Genomic DNA, 13211 nt, shown 5'->3' on the forward strand with positions numbered 1-13211 from the left:
GGTCGGCCACGGCCTCGTACGCCCTCACGGCGGGGGCCGGGCCGGTACCGGGACACCGGTAGGGTCCCGGCGCATGGCCGGGGCCGTCTCCGAGCGTGGCCGCGAGGTCGCGGAGCCGGAGACCGCCCCGCCCGGCCGCCGTGCCGCCACGTGCCCGTACGCCGCCGACATCGCACCGACAACGGGGGGACCCACGCATGTCCGACACCGCCGCCACCGCCCGCGCCCGCCTCGCCGACGCCCGGCTCTACCTGTGCACGGACGCCCGCAGGCGGCAGGGCGACCTGGCCGGGTTCCTGGACGCGGTGCTGGCCGCTGGTGTCGACATCGTGCAGCTGCGGGACAAGGGCTTGGAGGCGGCCGAGGAACTGGAGCACCTGGCGGTCTTCGCCGACGCCTGCGCCCGGCACGGCAAGCTGCTCGCGGTCAACGACCGCGCGGACGTCGCCCACGCCGCCGCCTCCGACGTACTCCACCTCGGCCAGGGCGACCTCCCGGTCCCCGCGGCCCGCGCGATCCTCGGCGACGACGTGCTCATAGGCCGTTCCACCCACGCCGAGGCCGAGGCGGAGGCGGCCGCCGTCCAGGAGGGCGTGGACTACTTCTGCACCGGGCCGTGCTGGCCGACCCCCACCAAGCCGGGCCGCCACGCCCCCGGCCTCGACCTGGTCCGGCACACCGCCGCCCTGGGCACCGACCGCCCCTGGTTCGCCATCGGCGGCATCGACCTCGGCAACCTCGACGAGGTCCTGGACGCGGGCGCCCGCCGGGTGGTCGTCGTACGGGCGATCACGCAGGCCCCGGACCCCGCGGCCGCGGCGGCGGAGTTCGCCAAGCGGCTGCGGCAGGCGTAGCGCCTGTCCGGTTCGCTGTCCAAGGGATGGACAACGAACGGACAATTCGGGCAAATTTCCTATGTCTGGTTGGGGGACCGGCCACCCGTGGCTAACCTGCGGGTATGGCCCTCGGAACCGCATCCACCAGGACCGATCGCGCGCGTACGGTGCGTGACATCCTCGGCACCGGCAAGACGACGTACTCCTTCGAGTTCTACGCGCCCAAGACCCCCCAGGGCGAGCGGAACCTCTGGAACGCGCTGCGCCGGGTCGAGGCGGTCGCGCCCGACTTCGTGTCCGTGACGTACGGCGCCGGCGGTTCCACCCGCGCCACCACGGTCAAGGAGACCCAGCAGATCGTCGTCGACACCACGCTGACGCCGGTCGCCCACCTCACCGCGGTCAATCACTCCATCGCCGAACTGCGCAACATCATCGGCCAGTACGCGGACGCCGGGATCCGCAACATGCTCGCCGTGCGTGGCGACCCGCCCGGCGACCCGATGGGCGACTGGGTGCCGCACCCCCGGGGCCTGACGTACGCGGCCGAACTCGTCCGGCTCATCAAGGAGTCGGGCGACTTCTGCGTGGGTGTGGCCGCCTTCCCGGAGATGCACCCGCGTTCCGCCGACTGGGACACCGACGTCGCGCACTTCGTCGACAAGTGCCGGGCCGGCGCCGACTACGCCATCACGCAGATGTTCTTCCAGCCGGAGTCCTACCTGCGCCTGCGCGACCGGGTGGCCGCCGCCGGGTGCGAGACCCCGGTCATCCCCGAGGTCCTGCCGGTCACCAGCGTGAAGATGCTGGAGCGGCTGCCCAAGCTCAGCAACGCCGTCTTCCCGGCCGCTCTGAAAGAACGGATCCTCACAGCGAAAGACGATCCGGCGGCGGTACGCTCCATCGGTATCGAATTCGCCACGGAGTTCTGCGCACGGCTGCTGGCCGAGGGAGTGCCCGGACTGCACTTCATCACGCTCAACAACTCCACGGCGACGCTGGAAATCTACGAGAACCTGGGCCTGCACCACCCCCCGCAGGCCTAGACCGGCCGCACCGCGATACGACACACTGCGTAGCGGTCACTGGGAGAGGGGCGTACATGGGCTGGACGGTCCTCTACATCGCGTTCGGCATCGTCGCGCTGTGGTTGCTCGGCGAGGTGCTGCTGCAGTACAAGGCGCGGCTGCGCTGGCGGTTGCTCGCCTTCGTCGGCTTCCTCGGTGTCGTGGTCGGTGTGCTGATGCCGTCCGTCGTCGTCATCGGCCTGGGCGCGGCCGCCTTCGCGGTCGGCCAGACCTACGTCACGCTCTCGTTCCGCCGTGGCTTCGCCGCGGGCTGGGCGGTCAGCCGCCCGGCCGCCGCCGGTGCCGGCGGCAAGAGCAAGCGCCGTCGCGGCGAACCCCGGCGTCCGGACCCCACCCTCGAGGTCTCCGGCCTCCAGGGCGCGGAGGCGGCCGGCTACGGCGACGGCGCCGCCTACGACCGCGACGACGAATACGACCGGGAGGACGTGTTCACCCCCGCCGCCCGCTCCGCCGAGCCCACCGCGGTCTACGAGCCGCAGCCCCTGCCCGACGACACCGGTTCGTACGGCATATACGGCGACTCCTCCGCCTACGCGGCCGCCGGCCAGCCCCAGGAAAGCTACGCCACGGCCGCCCAGGGCACCGACCAGTCGTACGCGTACGACTACTCCGGTTACGCCCAGCAGCAGTACGGCTACGACGCCGGCGGCCAGCAGCAGTACACCGGTTACTCCGACCCCTACGGCGGGACCGCCTACGACCAGACGTACGGCGGCCAGCAGTACGACCAGCAGGGCTACGGCCAGGGCCAGTACTCCACCGGCGGCTACGACCAGACCCCGGCCGACGGCGTCTGGGTCCCGCAGCAGCGCACCGACGAGGCCTACGGCGGGGACCTCCCGGCCGAGCAGCCGTACCCCTACCAGGGCGACGGGCAGCAGCAGGGGCACGGGTTCGACGAGCAGTACCGTTTCTGAGCCCTTCGCCCCGGCGCGGGTCTCACTGCGAGCCCCGGAAGTCCGGCCCCTCCACGATCAGCCCCGCGACCAGCGCGCCGGACATGCCGGCGTGGGGGAGTCCGCCGCCGGGGTGTGACCAGCCGCCGACCCGGTACAGGCCCGGCAGGCGTGTGGTGTTCGCCGGACGCAGGTAGCGGCCGTCGGCGGCGGCGAGCGCGGGAGCGGGCACGGCCCCGGAACCGGCGCCCGTCTCGGCCTCACCGTGCTCGGGCGTGCGCGCCTCGTGCCATATCAGCCGCTCGCGCAGTCCCGGTACGGCGGCCTCGGCGGCGTCCATGACGAGGTCGGCGAAGCTCCGGACGGTGCTCTCCCGCTCCCAGGCCGCCTGAGCCGGCACGACCGCCGACACGACCACCGACTCATGCGCCCCCTCCGGACGCAAGGAGGGGTCGTCGGGCCGCAGTACGGTCACCGTGGGCCGCACCGGTTCCCCGCCGGGCGCGGCCAGGAGGTCCAACTCGGCGTCCCGGTCCGGCGCGTGCACGACCGTGCGGTGCGCGGCGCCGGCCTCGCGCGCACCGCGCAGGGCCAGCAGCAGGGTGAACCGGCCGGCCCCGGGTGTCCCGGTTTCGGCCCGTACGTCCCCGTCCGCGTCGAGCTGATGCTCCGTCAGGCCGCGCAGTCGCAGAGGATGGACGTCCGCCACGACGTGGTCGGCCTCGGCCACCGTCCCCCCGGCGAGCTCCACCCCGGCAGCCCGGCCGTCCTTCTCCAGGATCCCGGTGACCTCCGCGCCGAAGACGAACTCCACCCGGCGGGCCACGCACCGCTCGTACACCGCGCGCGCCAGCTCCCGGATGCCGCCGCGCACGTACCAGGTGCCGAAGGCGTGCTCCAGGTACGGCAGCACGGCCGCGCTCGCGGGTGCGACCCTGGGATCGAGGCCATGGGCGAGCGTGTGGCTCTCCAAAAGCGCCGCGAGACGCGGATCGCGCAGTTCCCAGGCGCCGACCTCGGCGAGCGTGCCGGCCCGGCGGGTGCGCAGCAGCCGCTTGTGTGGGACGGCCGGGTAGGGGTCGCGCTCGGCCAGCACGCGCCAGTTCGGCCACAGGGGCTCTTCCAGCAGGGGGCGCCGGGTGCGGTCCCAGGCCTCGCGCGCCCGCACCAGGAAGTCGCCCCAGCGCTGACCCGCGCCCGCCCCCAGGGCCTCGTCGAGGGCGGAGACGACACCCGCGCGCGAGGCGTTCGGCAGCGAGACCGCGGTGCCGTCCGCGAAGACGTGCCGGGACGACGGGTCGACCTGCACCAGCTCGACGCAGGCCTCCAGGGGCTCCTTGCCGGTCTTGACGAACAGGTCGCGGTAGACCGCGGGCAGGGGCAGCAGCCCGGGTCCGGTGTCGAAACGGAATCCGTCCCGCTCGAACCGGCGCACCGCACCGCCGTACGTCTCCGTACGCTCGTACACCGCCACCCGGTGGCCCGCGACGGCCAGCCGGGCGGCGGCAGCCATCGCGCCCATCCCGGCGCCGATCACCGCAATCCGTGCCATGCCTGCGACTTTATCGACCGCCACCGACAATGCCGCCCACGGGCTGGGGATGAGTGCGCAGCGCTGAGTATCCGTACCTATCCGGCGAGATGAGTACGCGCACGGATGGGCGGCCACCTGCGCGAACGAGAGAGTGGAGACACGGAAAGGGGCGCGGCTCCGGCACCGGCGACACGGGGCGCCGGAACGGAGCGGCCCTCGATCCGCTCCTTCCGCCGATTCCGTCGGCGGAAGCGAGGCACGGGGGAGACCCGGGGGACGACCGCACGGGGGATCCGACGGGGGGACGTACGGGGGAGCAGGAGAAAGCGCCGGTTCGAGGTGGCCCGCGGGGGACGCGGCCACGGCGGACCGGCGCTTTCGTGCGCACGCGCGCGTGGCCGGGTCCTTACGGACACGCGCGCGTGGCTCAGCCCTTTCCGCTGACCCGCCCCTGCAGCAGCCGGGACAGCGCCGCGTGGACGTCGTCCAGGGACCGCTCCGGCTGGAACGACTTCCAGTCCAGCGCGGCCACCAGCACCATGCCGACCAGCGCGGCCGCGGTCAGCTGGACGTCGATCTCCTCGCTGAACTCGCCGTTCGCCACGCCCTCGCGCAGCACGCCCTCCACGACCGCGACGGCCTCCTGCCGGACCACCATCAGCGTGGACTGCCAGGCCCGGTTGGTGCGCCACAGCTCGGCCACGTACAGCTGGGTGAAGGCCGGATAGCGGTCGATGAAGACCAGCCCGGCCCGGACCATCGCGTCCAGCGCGTCGACCCTGCTGCCGCCCTCCCGTTCCGTCCGCTCGGCCGCCTCGCGCAGGGAGGCGGTGAGGAGACCGACGCCGTGCCGCAGCAGCTCCTCGAAGAGGACCGACTTGCTCGCGAAGTTGTAGTAGACGGTGCCCTTCGCGACCCCGGCCCGCTCGGCGATCTCGTCCACCGTGGTGGCGGAGAAGCCCTGTTCGGCGATGAGCGTGACGGCCGCCTCGTAGAGCTTCTGCCGGGTGGCCTCGCGGCGCGTGCTGCCACCCGACGTGGCGCTGCTGCTTTCCATGGCGTCGATTGTCACAGGAACGGCGCCGCCACGGGACACGTAAGGCGAGGTCACAGGCTCAGCTCCGGATGCAGCCGGTCCAGCGTCCACACCTGGCGGCGACGGGCCGACAGGGCGGTGAGCGCGAGCGCGCCCGCGGTGAACGCGGTCAGCACGCCGCACGCCAGCCACACCGGGCCGAGTCCGCCGCCCGTGATGAGCCTGCGCAGGGCCTCCACGATGTAGGTCATCGGCAGGAACGGGTGGATCGCGTTGAAGAAGCCCGGGCTGGTCTGCACGGGGTACGTGCCGCCCGCGGAGGTCAGCTGGAGCATCAGCAGAGCGAGGACGAGGATCCGCCCCGCCGCCCCGAAGCGCGCGTTCAGCCACTGCACGATCGCCGCGAAGCACGCGGCCGCCAGGAACAGGAAGCCCACCGTCCCGGCCGCCCGTGTCATCTCCAGACCGATCGCCCAGTGCAGCACGGACATCAGGGCCGCCGTCTGCAGCACCCCGACCGCGACCACCGGCAGCCAGCCCGCCAGCGCGGTCCGCCAGGCGGACGAGCCGACGGCCAGGGCACGCCGGTTGAGCGGCGGGATCAGCATGTACGCCACCATCGCGCCCACCCACAGGGACAGCGGGATGAAGTACGGGGCGAACCCGGTGCCGTAGTTCGGCGCGTCGTGCAGGTCCTTGGAGGCGAGCTGGACCGGGTCGGCCATGACACCGGTGCGCTGGTCGCGGTCCTGCTCGTCGTAGTCGGGGATCTTCTTCGCGCCGTCGTGCAGGCCGCCGGCGAGTTTCGCGGAGCCGTCGACCAGTTTGTACATGCCGCCGCTGAGCGTCTCGGCGCCCGACTCGGCCGTGCCGATGCCCTTGTCCAGCTTGGTCGCGCCGGTCTTCGCGGTGCCGAGCCCGGTGTGCAGCTTCTTCGCGCCCGCGGCGACCTTGCCGGCGCCGTCGTTCAGCTTGTTGATCCGGGAGACGGCGTCGTCGAGGTCCTCGGAGAGGTGCGGGGCGCGGTCGGCGAGCGCCTGGGCCTGCTTCTGGAGCGTGCCGAGGTTCGTGCGCAGCGTCTTCAGGTCGCCGTCCTGGTCGGCGATCAGCGTGTTGAGATCGTCGGCGACCGTGGCCACGTCGGCGGCCGCCTCCTTGGCCTTCTTCAGGTCGGGGCAGACGGCGTCGGGCAGTACGGCGGGCTCGCAGTGCGTCTTGTAGACCTCGTCCAGCGTGGTGGAGGCCGTGTGGGCGGTCTTGGCCGCAGCCGGTGCCGTCTTCACCAGGACGTCGAGGTTGTCGCTGACCGTCCTGGCGGAGTCGGCGACCAGTTGGGCGGTGTCGCCGATGGTCTTCTCGTTGGACTTCACGAAGGGGCCGGCCTCGGCGTAGACCCCGTTGACCTTGTCGGCGAGCGTCTGGGTGCCCTCCGCCACCTGCTTCGAGCCGTCCTCGAGGGTGCCCGCGCCCTTGTTGAGCTTCTTCAGGCCCTTGGCCAGCTTGCCGCTGCCGCTCTTGGCGTCCTTCAGTCCGTCGGCGAGGTCCTTCGAACCCTTCTCCGCCTTCCCGATGCCGCCCTCGAGCTTGTCGGCGCCCTTGGCGGCCTTGGCGGTCTGCCCGTGGATGTCGGAGAAGGAGATGAAGATGCGGTCCAGGAAGGACCGGGACGCCTTGGTGGACGCGGCCGTCCGCACCTCGCTGAACACGGTCCGGGATATCTGCCCGACGATGTAGTTGTTCGCGTCGTTCGTCCGCACCTGGAGCGCGCTCGTCTCGGGGGAGTCGCCCGCGCTGGAGACGATGCGCCGGCTGAAGTCGTCCGGCATGGTCAGCGACAGGTAGTAGGTGCCGTCCTCGACGCCCCGGCGCGCCTCGGCGGCGCTCACCTCGTGCCACTCGAAGGTCCGGCTGTCGCGCAGCCCGTCGACGATGTCGTCACCGGCCGTGACCTTCTTCCCGTCGGCGGTCGCCCCCTTGTCGTCGTTCACGAGGGCCACGGGGATGCGGTCGAGGCGGCCGTACGGGTCCCAGAAGGACCACAGGTACAGGGCGCCGTACAGCAGGGGCAGCACCAGGAGCGCGACCAGGGCGGCGCGCGGGAGTTTGCCCCGGCCGAAGCGCCTCAGCTCAAGGGCGGCCAGTTTCGGCGAGCGCATCGGCCGCCTCCTTCGCTTCTTCGGTGGCGGGTTCGCCGGTGGTGGGTCCGGTGGCCTCGGTGTCCTCGACGGGGCGGGTTCCGGTGTCCTCGACGGGCCGGGTGGAGACGGTCACCGCGCCCTCGGGGGCCTCGGCGCACACCGCGACGACCGTCGTTCCGGCCTCGGCCAGGGACGCCAGCAGCGCGTGCGCCTCGGCCCGCTCCGCGTCGGACAGCTTGAGGCCGGTGTCGTCCACGGCCAGCAACCGGGGACCGCCGACGAGGGCCAGCGCGATGGACAGGCGCAGCGCCTCCAGCCGTTCCAGGTCCCGTACGGCCGTGCGGGCGCCCTTGGGCAGGGTCTCCAGGTCGAGCCCGGCGGCGGCCAGCGCGGTGTCGGTCCGCCGCCGGGTCTCGTCCGCCCGCTCCGCCCGTGGACGCAGCAGACCGCGCAGGGAACCGCCGAACCGGCGTTGCAGCAGGGCTCGTTCGCGCAGGTGCTCCCCGACGGTGAGGGCCGGGTCGAGGTCGGTGACGCCGGCCATGTTGGCCACGGCGCTGACCCGGCGCAGGGCGGACATCTGCCGGGGGAGTTTGAGGCCGCCCACGGTGGCCACTCCCTCCGTGGGCTTCATGCGTCCCGTGAGCGCGAGCAGCAGACACGTACGGCCGGAACCGGAGGGCCCTTCGACCGCGATGAGCGAGCCGGGCTCGGCGTCGACCGAGATGCCTCGGAACACCCAGCCGCGGGGCCCGCGCAGCCCGAAGTCGCGGGCGGTGACGCCGAGGCCGAGGGCACTGGCCCCGGACGGGCTGTCCTGTGACGGGTCCATGGCTCCCGCCTTCCCCGTGAGCTTGTTTTTGAACTGACTGGTCAGTGCAAAAACTAGCCCGAACCTTCGGTCGAAGCAAAAGCCCAGGTCAGAACGGATTGTCAGTGGCATACCTCACGATGGGCACATACGGCACCACTTGACAGGGCGTGCCGTCACCCAGACGACAGGAGGTTCGTCATGGCCAACTCCTCCGCGGCCGCCGCCCGTCGGCGCCGCGCCACCGGCCCTGCACCCTCACTGACCGGACCGGCGGGCGACGTGCACCCCGTGCTGCGCCGGTCCACGGCCCCGCCCGCCGCCCTCGACCTGCTCGCCCAGGCCCGCGCCGGACTCGACGAGGCCGCCGCTCTCGGCACCCCGAACGAGCGCTACGCCACGGCCCATCTCGCCGCCCTGCGCACCGCCGCCGCCGTCCTCGCCGCACGCGGCCGCCCCGAGCCCGGTCCCCGACGCCGCGCACGCATCCGGAGCGCCTGGGAAGTGCTCCCCGAGATCGCGCCCGAGCTCACCGAGTGGAGCGCGCTGTTCGCCTCCGGCGCCGCCCGCCGCGCCCGCGCCGAGGCGGGCATCCAGGGCGCCGCCGGCAGCCGGGACGCCGACGACCTGATACGGGACGTGGCGATGTTCATCCGCCTCGTCGAGCGGATGCTGGTGCTCCAGCCGGTCCTGCCCCAGCCCCGCCAGGACACCGACGAGCCGGACGGCCCGGCCTCCCCGCCCGCGATGCCGGACGCGGGCTGACGCGCTGACCGTGAGCGGTACGGGAGGCAATAGGGTGGAAGGCCTGAAGCCTTCACCCGAGCCTTCCGCCCCCGAGGAGTCAACTGCCGTGTCGGACCCGATGCGCCCCCGCGCCTCCCTCCGTACCGCCGTGGTCTGGGAGGTCCTCCAGGACGCCCTCGACCGCCGGGTCAAGGCCGCGGGTCGGGACTCGCTGGACGTCCTCGACACCGGCGGCGGCAGTGGCAAGTTCGCGGTGCCCGTCGCCCGCCTCGGCCACCGCGTCACCGTCGTCGACCCCAGCCCCAACGCGCTGTTCGCGCTGGAGCGCCGGGCCGCCGAGGCCGACGTCGCCGACCGGGTGCGGGGCGTGCAGGGCGACGCCCACGGCCTGTTCGACGTGGTCGAGCGCGGCGGCTACGACGCCGTGCTGTGCCACGGTGTCCTGGAGTACGTGGACGACCCGGCCGAGGGCGTCCGCAACGCGGTGGCCGCCCTGCGCTCCGAGGGCGTCCTCAGCCTGCTCGCCGCCGGCCTCGGCGGTGCGGTGCTCGCCCGCGCCCTCGCGGGCCACTTCAAGGAGGCCAAGCAGGCCCTCGAGGATCCCGACGGCCGCTGGGGCTCCGGCGACCCGGTGCCGCGGCGCTTCACCGCCGAGCAGCTCACCGCGCTGGTCGAGGGCGCGGGCCTCAGGGTCGCTGCCGTGCACGGCGTGCGGGTCTTCGCCGACCTGGTCCCGGGCGTCCTCGTGGACACCGAGCCCGGCGCGCTCGACGCCCTGCTGAAGCTGGAGGCGGCGGCCGCCGAGCTCCCGGCGTTCCACTCCGTGGCCACCCAGCTGCATGTGCTCGGCGAGACGGCAGGGGCCGCCGGGGTGTGAACCGCCTCTCGGGCCACTCGAGGCACGCCGCTGATCAGGGCGTCGGCCGCACATGGAGTACGCCACAGGCCCCCCGATCGAGGGGTTTGCGCCGTATGATCGAGGGAGACCGCCCGGCATGACGGGCCGGCCGCCGGGGAATGGAAGCCTCAGCGAGCCGGGGCGTCCATGGCGGATTCGGTTGGCCAATTGGCGCAGAGGGGCGGGTTTCACGGGGGCGATTCCCTGCCTATCCTGAAGGGACCCCCGGGTCGCCCCGGCGACTGCACGATGAGGAGGACTCCGTGCCGCTCTCGGAGCACGAGCAGCGCATGCTCGAGCAGATGGAGCGAGCGCTGTACGCCGAAGATCCCAAGTTCGCGTCGGCGCTCGAGGGAAGCGGGCTGCGTACGTACACCCGGCGGCGGGTCTACCAGGCGGTCGCAGGCTTCCTCGTGGGTATCGCGCTCCTCATGGCCGGAATGGTCGCGCAGCAGATCTGGGTCAGCGTGGTGGGCTTCCTCGTCATGCTGGGCTGCGCGGTGCTCGCCGTCACCGGTTGGCGCAAGGCGCCCAAGCCGGGCGAACAGCCCGCGGGTGCGCCGCACGCCCGCCGTCAGGGACGGCCGAAGCGCTCCATGATGGACCGGATCGAGCAGCGCTGGCAGCGCCGCCGCGACGAGCAGGGGCATTAGCCTCCGGCGGGTCTCGACCGACGGGCAGGCTCATACCGGCATACGTGAGGGGCGGCCACCATCCGGTGGCCGCCCCTCACGTATGCCTCAGGCCTGCCTCAGGCCCTTTCGGTGCCTCAGCCCTGCTGCCCCGACGCCCTGCGCAGTGCCGGCCGGGCCGCCGCAGCCCGCGCCCTGACGGACGCCCACCACGCCGACGCCGCCCACAGCACCCGCACGGCCGAACGCGGGGCGAACAGCGCCCGCAGCCGCGTACGGTGGCTCACCGGGGCCCCGAGCGCGGCGGTCACCCGGCGCACGTCCTCCGCCAGCCCCGCCGCCGGGCGCGGCCGGGGCGCGTAGAGGACCTGCTCCACGGCGTCCGCCACCCGGTGCACCGCCGCCCCGGCGGCCGGGTCGAGGTGCCCGAGCCGGACGATCCGGGCGGCCGCCCGGCGCGGGGTCTGCGACTCGTCCGGCAGGATGCCGAAGTCCCAAGCGGTGTCGGTCAGTTCCTGCCAGGCCGCCAGCGTGTGCGCCGCCGCGCCCTCGTCGGTGCGGGCGTGCGCCCCCAGCCGTACCCGGCGCAGGCGGGTCCGCCAGAGCATCGGCGCCAGCGGGACCAGCACGGCGGCGAGCCCGCCGAGCACCCACAGCGCGTACCCCCACCCCTGCCGGTGGTCCGGCTGCTTGTCCTGCGCGGCCTGCGCGGACGGGCCGCCGCACGCCTCCAGCTTGCGCCGCTGTGCCGTGCAGCTCTCGCTCGGGGAGACCGGCACGGCGGGCGCCGCGCTCGCCGCCCGCGAGGGCCGCACCTGGTCCGGCAGGCTGCTGCCGGGGGTGTCCGACTGGGTGTACGACGGTGTCGTGCCCCGGGTCGGGGTCGGCTCGAAGCGAGTCCAGCCCACGCCCTCGAAGTACAGCTCCGGCCAGGCGTGCGCGTCCTTCAGGCCCACCGACACCGATCCGTCCGCCTGCGGAGAACCGGGCGCGAAGCCCACCGCCACCCGGGCCGGGATGCCCAGCGTGCGGGCCATCGCGGCCATCGTGAAGGAGAAGTGCACGCAGAAGCCCTGCTTCTTCTTCAGGAAGTTGGCTATGGCGTTCGGGCCGCGGCCGACCTCCACCCGGGTGTCGTACTGGAAGCCGCCCGTCACCGTGAAGTAGTCCTGGAGCTTGACCGCCTCGTCGTAGTGGCTCGTCGCGCCCTCGGTGACTTCCTCGGCGGTCCTCGCCACCATCTTGGGCAGCGAGGACGGCACCTTGGTGTACTGGCGCAGCAGGGCGGCGGACGGCTCGGGGGCCGCGGCCAGCTGCTGGGCGGTCGGCTGCACGTCCAGGCTGGTCACCGTGTACGTCGCACCGCGGGTGTTCTGGCCGTGGTCGCCGACGAGCGTCATGCCCACCGGCTCGTACCGCCAGTTGCCGCCGATCTTCACCGCGCTCGGCGGGTACGGCATCGGCAGCCAGTCCTGGGCGTACCAGTCCGCCGCCGTGACCGTGGTCCGGACGCTGGTGCGCTTGATGCCGGGGCTCAGCCCGATCGGCGTGGGCAGCGGCTTCGGGACGCCGACGATGTGCCGCTGGGACGGTTTCCAGGTGGTGCCGTCGAAGTCGTCCAGGGAGACGATCCGCAGGTACAGGCCCGAGATGTCGTTCGTGCTCGTCCTCAGGGACAGCACCTGGCGGTCCTGGTCCACGTTCAGGCTGTCGCGCAGCGACACCAGCGGGTTCACCGCGGAGATCGTTCCGCCGCTGCCGTTGCCCACGCCGATGCCCGTACCGGCGCCGTCCAGCAGACCGCCGCTCATCGCGGGCAGGGCCAGCGGCACCACCAGGGCGACACCCAGCGCGACCGCGCCGATGCGGCGCCCGGTGCGGACCGGGGCCACCGCGCCGCCCGAGGCCTCGCCGGGGGTGCGCGGCGCACCGCCGAAGACCCGGCCCCACTGCGAGAGCCGGTCCCGGCCCTCGGCGAGGAGCAGCATCAGATAGCCCGCGGCGGCGACCAGGAACCACAGCCAGTCGGCGCCGCCGTCCGACAGGCCGGCGGCGACGGAGTACAGCGCGAGCAGCGGCAGACCGGCCGGGGCCGCGCTGCGGAAGGTCACCGCGAGGGTGTCCACCAGCAGGCCGATCACCAGGACGCCGCCGATGAGCATCAGCCGGATGCCGTCGGACAGCGGCGCCGGGATCGCGTACCGGCTGACGTCGTCCGAGCCCTGCTGGAGCAGGTCGGCCAGATGCCGGAAGACCTCGGGGCCGGGTATCAGCCCGGCGACGGCCTGCTGGCGGGCGAAGACCAGGGTCAGGAGCATCAGCGTCACCAGGGCCTGCGCCGCCACGGTCAGCGGCCGGGCCAGCGGCACCCGCCGGGTCGCCGCGCCCACACCGGTCTGCACCGCCACCAGGAAGATCGCCTGCAACAGCCACGTCGGCCGGTCCACCAGCGGCAGCAGCGCACACGCCGCCATCAGCGTGGCCGCCGCCGCGCACAGGGCCAGCCGCGCCCGCCCGCTCATGACAGCCCCTCCCACCCGCACTCGACGACACCACACCCACGCGCGGCCTCGGCCCGGACAGCACTCCCCCCGA

Annotated in this window: 11 protein-coding genes; 6 read left to right on the forward strand and 5 right to left on the reverse strand. The window is 73.3% G+C overall.

Annotated features, from left to right (window positions below; genetic code table 11):
* Positions 1–197 precede the first annotated feature (197 nt).
* From thiE to ACIBBH_RS01660, 3 genes are all read left to right on the forward strand, one after another.
* Positions 198–854, forward strand: coding sequence for a thiamine phosphate synthase (gene thiE / locus ACIBBH_RS01650; RefSeq protein ID WP_399400813.1), 657 nt, complete (start codon positions 198–200; stop codon positions 852–854).
* 104 nt (positions 855–958) lie between these two features.
* Positions 959–1882 carry a methylenetetrahydrofolate reductase [NAD(P)H] gene (metF, locus tag ACIBBH_RS01655; protein WP_399400815.1) on the forward strand — a complete coding sequence of 308 codons (924 nt, stop codon included), beginning with the start codon at positions 959–961 and terminating at the stop codon, positions 1880–1882.
* Positions 1883–1938: 56 nt separating this feature from the next.
* On the forward strand, positions 1939–2841 hold the full coding sequence (locus ACIBBH_RS01660) for a hypothetical protein (RefSeq protein ID WP_399400817.1): 903 nt from the start codon (positions 1939–1941) through the stop codon (positions 2839–2841).
* Between the two features lie 22 nt (positions 2842–2863).
* Here the strand turns inward: ACIBBH_RS01660 and ACIBBH_RS01665 are convergent, their stop codons facing one another.
* The 4 genes from ACIBBH_RS01665 to ACIBBH_RS01680 all read right to left on the reverse strand — a co-directional run bounded on the left by ACIBBH_RS01665 (position 2864) and on the right by ACIBBH_RS01680 (position 8360).
* Positions 2864–4372: a phytoene desaturase family protein gene (locus ACIBBH_RS01665; protein ID WP_399400819.1), complete on the reverse strand. Its 1509-nt coding sequence runs from the start codon at positions 4370–4372 to the stop codon at positions 2864–2866.
* 409 nt (positions 4373–4781) lie between these two features.
* On the reverse strand, positions 4782–5411 hold the full coding sequence (locus tag ACIBBH_RS01670) for a TetR/AcrR family transcriptional regulator (protein ID WP_399400821.1): 630 nt from the start codon (positions 5409–5411) through the stop codon (positions 4782–4784).
* 50 nt (positions 5412–5461) lie between these two features.
* Positions 5462–7546, reverse strand: a complete 2085-nt coding sequence (locus tag ACIBBH_RS01675; protein ID WP_399400823.1) for a YhgE/Pip family protein — start codon at positions 7544–7546, stop codon at positions 5462–5464.
* A complete protein-coding gene (locus tag ACIBBH_RS01680; RefSeq protein WP_399400825.1) occupies positions 7518–8360 on the reverse strand; it encodes an ATP-binding cassette domain-containing protein in 843 nt (280 codons plus the stop codon). The genes ACIBBH_RS01675 and ACIBBH_RS01680 overlap by 29 nt, the downstream gene beginning before the upstream one ends.
* A gap of 180 nt (positions 8361–8540) precedes the next feature.
* On the opposite strand from ACIBBH_RS01680, the gene ACIBBH_RS01685 reads away from it, so the two are divergent.
* The 3 genes from ACIBBH_RS01685 (at position 8541) to ACIBBH_RS01695 (ending at position 10637) form a co-directional block, all read left to right on the forward strand.
* A complete protein-coding gene (locus ACIBBH_RS01685) occupies positions 8541–9104 on the forward strand; it encodes an SAV_6107 family HEPN domain-containing protein (RefSeq protein WP_399400827.1) in 564 nt (187 codons plus the stop codon).
* 88 nt (positions 9105–9192) lie between these two features.
* Positions 9193–9963, forward strand: a complete 771-nt coding sequence (locus tag ACIBBH_RS01690) for a class I SAM-dependent methyltransferase (RefSeq protein ID WP_399400829.1) — start codon at positions 9193–9195, stop codon at positions 9961–9963.
* A gap of 284 nt (positions 9964–10247) precedes the next feature.
* Positions 10248–10637 (forward strand): DUF3040 domain-containing protein, encoded by a 390-nt coding sequence (locus tag ACIBBH_RS01695; RefSeq protein WP_399400831.1) that lies wholly within the window; start codon positions 10248–10250, stop codon positions 10635–10637.
* Between the two features lie 116 nt (positions 10638–10753).
* Here ACIBBH_RS01695 and ACIBBH_RS01700 read toward each other — a convergent pair whose 3' ends face one another.
* The gene (locus ACIBBH_RS01700) at positions 10754–13138 is read right to left on the reverse strand and encodes a DUF3488 and DUF4129 domain-containing transglutaminase family protein (RefSeq protein ID WP_399400833.1); all 2385 of its coding nucleotides are present in this window, start codon (positions 13136–13138) and stop codon (positions 10754–10756) included.
* Between the last annotated feature and the right edge of the window lie 73 nt (positions 13139–13211).

Source organism: Streptomyces sp. NPDC051636 (genome assembly GCF_044453765.1).
Taxonomy (GTDB): Bacteria; Actinomycetota; Actinomycetes; order Streptomycetales; family Streptomycetaceae; genus Streptomyces.

Excerpts from the sequence above, each read along its gene's own strand:
- thiE (WP_399400813.1), top strand. The coding sequence starts at position 198 with ATGTCCGACACCGCCGCCACCGCCCGCGCCCGCCTCGCCGACGCCCGG.
- metF (WP_399400815.1), top strand. The coding sequence starts at position 959 with ATGGCCCTCGGAACCGCATCCACCAGGACCGATCGCGCGCGTACGGTG.
- ACIBBH_RS01660 (WP_399400817.1), top strand. The coding sequence starts at position 1,939 with ATGGGCTGGACGGTCCTCTACATCGCGTTCGGCATCGTCGCGCTGTGG.
- ACIBBH_RS01665 (WP_399400819.1), bottom strand. The coding sequence starts at position 4,372 with ATGGCACGGATTGCGGTGATCGGCGCCGGGATGGGCGCGATGGCTGCC.
- ACIBBH_RS01670 (WP_399400821.1), bottom strand. The coding sequence starts at position 5,411 with ATGGAAAGCAGCAGCGCCACGTCGGGTGGCAGCACGCGCCGCGAGGCC.
- ACIBBH_RS01675 (WP_399400823.1), bottom strand. The coding sequence starts at position 7,546 with ATGCGCTCGCCGAAACTGGCCGCCCTTGAGCTGAGGCGCTTCGGCCGG.
- ACIBBH_RS01680 (WP_399400825.1), bottom strand. The coding sequence starts at position 8,360 with ATGGACCCGTCACAGGACAGCCCGTCCGGGGCCAGTGCCCTCGGCCTC.
- ACIBBH_RS01685 (WP_399400827.1), top strand. The coding sequence starts at position 8,541 with ATGGCCAACTCCTCCGCGGCCGCCGCCCGTCGGCGCCGCGCCACCGGC.
- ACIBBH_RS01700 (WP_399400833.1), bottom strand. The coding sequence starts at position 13,138 with ATGAGCGGGCGGGCGCGGCTGGCCCTGTGCGCGGCGGCGGCCACGCTG.